Genomic DNA, 1,104 nt, shown 5'->3' on the forward strand with positions numbered 1-1,104 from the left:
GAACGGTCAGGTTTCCGCCGCTGTTAAGCTGGGTGATGTGTTGGGTGGTTTTTTCAGTATTCCCCTCATTTTGGTATTCCTGTAAGGCATTAAAGGTCATGTTCCCATTCGACGTTAAAAAGAGATGACCGTTTGAGGTTAAATCCGATGCATACGCTGAAAACTTATCGCCGATGGAAAGATTCAGTTTTTTTGCCGATTTAATGTGGGTGGTGGCGTAAACCGATTTTTTTTGCGCATCGTTAACCGGCGAGTACTGCTGTGCCGATAACATCATATCTCGACCCGCATTGACCATCACATTGCCTTTTTGGGAAGATAACGTCGAAGCTTGGGCAACAATATCCCGACCTGCGTAGATAGACAGGTCGTCACCGGAAGTCACCCTGGTACCCGCTTCCGACAGGCGAGATAAGGCAAATAAAGGGGCCGGAACCGGCGGAGATGCTTTGCCATGCATGTCGATATCATGACCTGCATGCAGTATCAGGTGTTTACCTGCATTTAATTGTGAGCCGCGTAAAATTAAATCATTGCCGGCCACCAGGCTGATTTCTTCTGCTGCTTCAAGCTTATTGAGCAGGGTATATTTCTGATTAATCAAACCGCTTTTTAGGGCGTTAGCGTTTTGTAGTGCACTACCTATCTGATAAGCTTCCGGCGTCTGACCGATTTTAATATTCTGTCCGGCATGTAAAGAAACATGGTTGGTTTTGTTGACTAAGGTGTCAAGCAAACTAATGTTTCTGCCGGAAGAGAGAGATAAGGTATTCGTCGCAGTGATAGACGGAACCAAACGACCGCCATCGGTATTAAAATAACGCGATTTGTCTAATGTCCCCATCTGGATGTGTCCCTCTCGGGAGACCAGACTCACGTTTTTGCCCCGTAACTCAGTTTGATAAGCATCAATGTCACGAACCACCATGACCGACAAATCGTTACCCGCTTCCAGTTTGCCGTGACTTGTTTCTAGGTCATCTTCCGCAATAATAGACAGGTTATCTTTTGCTGTTGCATAAATACTGTTTCGGATATATTGGCCTTTGAGTACCACATTCTTTCCGCTGACGGCAACGTGTTTATGGTCACCCTGATGAGGGG

At 46.1% G+C, this 1,104-nt stretch carries 1 protein-coding gene; it reads right to left on the reverse strand.

Annotated elements, in window-relative coordinates:
* Positions 1–1,057 (reverse strand): hemagglutinin repeat-containing protein (locus tag G468_RS22060; protein WP_211229691.1); only part of this gene is annotated, 1,057 nt, incomplete at its 3' end.
* Between the last annotated feature and the right edge of the window lie 47 nt (positions 1,058–1,104).

Source organism: Arsenophonus nasoniae DSM 15247 (genome assembly GCF_000429565.1).
Lineage (GTDB): Bacteria > Pseudomonadota > Gammaproteobacteria > Enterobacterales > Enterobacteriaceae > Arsenophonus > Arsenophonus nasoniae.